Genomic DNA, 357 nt, shown 5'->3' on the forward strand with positions numbered 1-357 from the left:
CCAACAGCGGGCGGAACATGATGGCTGCACCTCCCGCCCCGGCTCGCGCCGGGGCGATTCGTCGAAACGGTGGGCGGGTAGCCGCCGCCGGGCTCGGGAGACACACGTCGGCCGGGAACCGGGGTGAACCTCGGGAGGAGCTCGTCCTCCCGTTCGGGTTGGCGATGATCGATGAGGTGTCAGCGCATCAACGTGGCGCGGCACCCGAGGCACCCGGTCCCGTGCCGACCCGGCCTCCCGGCCCGGCGGCGGGCGGAATCAACCCCCTGCGTGACGCCGTGGTGGCGTCGGAGGAGTTCCGCACCCTCAAACCGGCGTTTGTGAGCTGTGGCGAACACCTGCCGATCCCACAGCGCT

General features: G+C 71.4%; 1 protein-coding gene. It reads left to right on the plus strand.

Annotated elements, in window-relative coordinates; all coding sequences use genetic code 11:
- Nucleotides 1-176: 176 nt before the first annotated feature.
- A partial coding sequence (locus ACLQ24_RS30450; protein WP_425895176.1) for a hypothetical protein occupies nucleotides 177-357 on the plus strand: 181 nt, incomplete at its 3' end.

The sequence above is a fragment of the Micromonospora sp. DT4 genome (genome assembly GCF_049841675.1).
Classification (GTDB): domain Bacteria; phylum Actinomycetota; class Actinomycetes; order Mycobacteriales; family Micromonosporaceae; genus Micromonospora.